Consider the following 4,698-nt stretch of genomic DNA (forward strand, 5'->3'; position numbering starts at 1 on the left):
GCGGGACGATCGAGCGTCGTCCATTCGAGAGTGGCGTCGAGATTCTCCAGCTCGCCCTGGATGCGATCGCGCGCTGCCTTGGTCAGTGCGCTGAACTTGAGGCTCAGAACTGCTTCGGCATTTGCTTCCGACGTGCCGAGGAGTTCCGCGACGGTGGTCAGTGCCTCCTGGTGGTCCTTGCTGTCGACCACTGCGTCCAGCACCTCGTGGCGACGCTCCAGCGCACGCACGAGGGCTGAGGTGATCTCGCGTCGGTCCAGGATTTGATCTTGAATATGCGTCGTCATATATGCGACTCCTTGCTGTGTTCGAGGCTCTGTCGAAACGCCGTGCGGACCGTACGAGTCAATAGTGCTCCAACTCGCCGGTTATGGCACGCGTTCAGCCTCCGGTGCGGCGAACGAGCCGTTCGTAGCGCTGGCGGGCGGCTTGAGTGCTTCCGAGTCCCAGCCCGAAAGCGATGTCCTGCCAGGTCATGCCCCGTTCGCGGGCAATCCCGAGGAACAGTGCTTCCAGCTGTTCCATTTCGGCTCGGGCCTTGGGGATCAGAGTCAACGCGGCCATGACGTCGGCATCGTCGACCTCGGGTTCGTTCGGCTGCGGTGTGTCGGTGCCACCCGCAAGACGAGCCACGACGCGCACCGCGCCGTAGGGCTCGAGCATCTCCGGATGAGATTGCCGCGCGCGCTGGCTTGGGGTCGCGCCGTGGCGCTCGCTGATTCGAAAGAGTCCGGCGTACTCGCGATGTGCGCGTTCGCGGCCGGAATCGATCGGTCTGAACTGGTCATCGGTCATGAACCCAGGGTGGCACGAACCCGGGTCAATGTAAACGTTTTGTTGTAAACAGTTCGTTTAACTCTTCAGTGGCTCGCACACGATGACGGGAATGACCCGGTCGGTCCAGGCCTGATAGTTGTCGAAATCCGGATACATCGCCCTCAACATCGGCCACAGCCGAGCGCGCTCGTCCTCGGCCGCGACGCGGGCTTTCATCGAGCGGATCCGAGACTTGATCTGCACCGTCACCACCGGGTCTGCCTTGATGTTGAGGTACCACATCGGGTTCTTCGGAAGACCGCCTTGCGACGCCACCAGAATCACGTTCTCGCCGTCCTCGAGGAACAGCAGCGGGCTGATCCGCTCCTCGCCGGATTTGCGACCGGTGGTGGTCAGCAGGCAGATCGGCAGCCCGCGAGGGAACGCGCTGCCGACCCGCCACTTGCTACCCAGCCGCCCGTCGGTGGCGCGATACATCGCGACGTTCGCCTTCGACATCCACTTGATGATCTTGACCGTCGCCGGAGCGTCGAGTCCCTTGGGTTTGGCTGGGGGAGTAGTCATCTCAGATACGCTCGATGATGGTTCCGGTGGCCAGTGCGCCGCCGGCGCACATCGTGATCAGAGCCGTCGAGCCGTTGCGACGCTCGAGTTCGTGCAGTGCGGTGGTGATCAGGCGAGATCCCGTGCTGCCGACCGGATGGCCGAGAGCGAGCGCGCCGCCGTTGACATTGACGTTGTCGAAGTCAGGTTCGTGAACCTGAGCCCAGGACAGTGCGACGGATGCGAATGCTTCGTTGATCTCGAACAGATCGAGATCGCCGATCTTCATTCCGCTCTTCTCCAGGACACGGCTGGTTGCCTGCACCGGTCCGTCGAGGTGGAATTCCGGTTCCGAGCCGACCAGCGCCTGGGCGATGATGCGGGCTCGCGGCTTCAATCCGAGCGCGCGAGCCTTGTCCTCGTCCATGAGCAGGACTGCGGCCGCTCCGTCGGAGATCTGGGAAGACGTTCCGGCCGTGTGAATCCCGCCTTCGAGGACGGGCTTCAGTCGGGCAAGGGACTCCGCCGTCGTATCGCGCAGGCCCTGATCGCGATTGACGACCTTGGTCTCGCCCGTGAGGTTTCCTTCCTTGTCGACCTGGGGTGCCGAGAGTTCGAGAACCTCGCGGTCGAAACGTCCTTCCTCCCAAGCCTGCTTGGCCAGCGCCTGCGAGCGGACGCCGAGGGCTTCGACGTCGTCGCGGGTCAGTCCGCGTCGACGCGCGATGCGTTCTGCAGCTTCGAACTGGTTGGGCATGTCGATGTCCCACGTCGCGGGTCGGCGCGGTCCGGCCTGATCGCCGACGTTGGCGCCGAGGGGAACCTGGCTCATGGCTTCGATGCCGCAGGCGATACCGGCGTCGATGGCGCCGGTGGCGATCAGACCGGCGATCAGATGGTTCGCCTGCTGGGCCGAACCGCACTGGCAGTCCACGGTGGTTGCGCCGGTCTGCCACGGAAGTCCGGCGTGCAGCCAGGCCGTGCGCGTGATGTTGTTGGACTGAGCGCCGGCCTGGGTGACGCAGCCGCCGATCACCTGCTCGATCAGCAACGGGTCGATTCCCGACCGGTCGAGAACTCCCTTTTGTGCAGCTCCGAGGATCTCGGCGGCGTGCAGACCGGCGAGCCAACCTCCGCGCTTGCCGATCGGTGTACGGACAGCCTCGACGATTACTGGTGTGCCCACAGCGGGCTCCTTTCCTTGTAATGAAAAAGTAGAACAGGTTCTCTGCGGGAAGCAAGACCTGCCGACGTTTCCTTTCCTAGTAAGCAGGCTTGTGTTTCAATGAGAGTAGAACGTGTTACACATCACGGATCCCCATCACCCCTGTGATGAAAAGGCTTAGGGCAGGAGACATCAGTGGCACAGCCCGCATTCCCCGAGGGAATCGACTTCACGGACCCCGACATCTACGCGGAACGCATGCCGTTCGAGGAGTTCGCCGAACTCCGGAAGACGGCCCCCGTGTGGTGGAATCCGCAGCCTCCGGAAATCGGTGGATTCCAGGACGAGGGCTTCTGGGTGGTCACCCGTCATGAAGAGGTCAAGGAGGTCTCGCAGCGAAGCGACATCTTCTCGACCCACGAGAACACCGCGATTCCTCGCTTCGCCGACGACATCCCGCGCGAGAACGTCGAGATGCAGCGATTCATTCTCATCAACAAGGACGCTCCGGAGCACACCAAGCTGCGCAAGCTGGTATCTCGTGGATTCACCCCGCGCGCCATCAACAGCCTGCGCGAGGAACTGACCGAGCGTGCCGAAAAGATCGTCACGACCGCGGCTGCCGGCGGTGCCGGTGACTTCGTGGTTCAGGTCGCGTCCGAACTTCCGCTGCAGGCAATCGCCGAGCTTCTCGGTGTGCCGCAGGAAGATCGAATGAAGCTCTTCGACTGGTCCAACCAGATGACGTCGTACGACGATCCCGAGTTCGACATCGACCCGCAGGCAGCGTCGATGGAGATTCTGGGATACGCGTACCAGATGGCGGATCAGCGCAAGAAGTGTCCCGCCGATGACATCGTCACCAAGCTCATCGAAGCTGACATCGACGGAAATGAGCTCTCCCCAGAGGAATTCGGCTTCTTCGTGATCCTGCTTGCGGTCGCGGGTAACGAGACCACTCGCAATGCCATCACACACGGCATGGTTGCCTTCCTCGACAATCCCGACCAGTGGGAGCTGTACAAGAAGGAACGCCCCAAGACGGCGGCCGACGAGATCGTTCGTTGGGCGACCCCGGTGACTTCCTTCCAGCGCACCGCGCTCGAAGACACCGAACTCGGCGGACAGAAGATCAAGAAGGGCGATCGCGTCGTGATGATGTACGCGTCGGCCAACTTCGACGAGGACGTCTTCGAGAACCCGACGAAGTTCGACATCATGCGTGACCCCAATCCGCACCTCGGATTCGGCGGCACCGGTGCGCACTACTGCATCGGCGCCAACTTGGCCCGTCTGGAAATCGATCTGATCTTCAATGCGATCGCCGATCACCTACCCGACATCACCAGGCTCGGGGATCCCCGACGCCTTCGCTCGGGCTGGCTCAACGGCATCAAAGAGTTTCAGGTTGATTACAAGACATCGGGCTGCCCGGTCAAACACTGATCCGGACATATACTGACCTGGTAACCGGCGAGTAGGTTCTGTGTAGGTTTTCGGGAGTTGCCTCTGCACTCTCGAACACGCAGAACTACAGTAGACGTTCCGGGGAGCCACTTGTTGGCAACCTGGAACTGCGGCGGCGTCTGCGGGATCCCTCATCTCCCGTAGGCGCCGCCGTTTGTAGTTCGATCTCCAATTCAGCCGCCGTACGGTTTGGTGATGGCTTCCAGGAAATGTCCCGACGGGTCGAGGAAGTAGACCCCACGCCCACCGTCGTTGGTGTTGAAGCCGGTACTCGACTGGCGCGGATCGGCCCAGTGATCCAGTTTCAGCGCCTGTATCCGCTGATAGATGCCGTCGAAGTCATCCTCGGAGACGAGGAAAGCATAGTGCTGAGACGCAACCTCGGCGCCTTCTTCCACCTGTGCGAAGTCCAACGTCACGCCGTGCTCGAGTTCAACGCCGAGAAAGTAGCCGGCTTCGACCGGGCCTGGAAGGCCGAACATGTGAGTGAAGAACCACGCAGACTCTTGTCGGTCTTTTGCGGCGATGATGGTGTGATTGAACGAAATGGTCATGAGTGACCCCTTGCGGTACGACGCCTCCATGCCTGACGCAGTCCGTCATCGACACGCGACGTTGGGAACCAGGAAACCATTTCGAGTTTCTCGGTGCAAGTACGACAGGCTGATTCGAATACGACGAGCGCGGCCCCGGTCGATGACCGGGGCCGCGCTCGTACTGTGGGTTCTCAGGCTTTGCGTGCCGTC

General features: G+C 61.8%; 5 protein-coding genes and 1 pseudogene. 1 reads left to right on the top strand and 5 read right to left on the bottom strand.

Annotated features, from left to right (window positions below; translation table 11 throughout):
• The 4 genes and pseudogenes from A2J01_RS07580 to A2J01_RS07595 form a co-directional block, all read right to left on the bottom strand.
• Window positions 1-287 (bottom strand): annotated as a pseudogene (locus tag A2J01_RS07580) (GNAT family N-acetyltransferase); the annotation flags it as partial.
• Between the two features lie 94 nt (window positions 288-381).
• A complete protein-coding gene (locus tag A2J01_RS07585; RefSeq protein ID WP_007734258.1) occupies window positions 382-795 on the bottom strand; it encodes a hypothetical protein in 414 nt (137 codons plus the stop codon).
• A 57-nt stretch (window positions 796-852) separates the two neighbouring features.
• Entirely contained in the window at window positions 853-1,341 is a 489-nt protein-coding gene (locus A2J01_RS07590; protein ID WP_050655745.1) for a nitroreductase family deazaflavin-dependent oxidoreductase, read from the bottom strand.
• A gap of 1 nt (window position 1,342) precedes the next feature.
• Complete coding sequence (locus tag A2J01_RS07595; protein WP_003945509.1) at window positions 1,343-2,506, bottom strand: steroid 3-ketoacyl-CoA thiolase; 1,164 nt, start codon at window positions 2,504-2,506, stop codon at window positions 1,343-1,345.
• Between the two features lie 174 nt (window positions 2,507-2,680).
• Here A2J01_RS07595 and A2J01_RS07600 point away from each other — a divergent pair, with 174 nt between their 5' ends.
• Complete coding sequence (locus tag A2J01_RS07600) at window positions 2,681-3,931, top strand: cytochrome P450 (protein WP_007734267.1); 1,251 nt, start codon at window positions 2,681-2,683, stop codon at window positions 3,929-3,931.
• Window positions 3,932-4,125: 194 nt separating this feature from the next.
• Here the strand turns inward: A2J01_RS07600 and A2J01_RS07605 are convergent, their stop codons facing one another.
• Window positions 4,126-4,506, bottom strand: coding sequence for a VOC family protein (locus A2J01_RS07605; RefSeq protein ID WP_020906296.1), 381 nt, complete (start codon window positions 4,504-4,506; stop codon window positions 4,126-4,128).
• Between the last annotated feature and the right edge of the window lie 192 nt (window positions 4,507-4,698).

This window comes from Rhodococcus sp. EPR-134, assembly GCF_001647205.1.
Taxonomy (GTDB): Bacteria; Actinomycetota; Actinomycetes; order Mycobacteriales; family Mycobacteriaceae; genus Rhodococcus_F; species Rhodococcus_F qingshengii.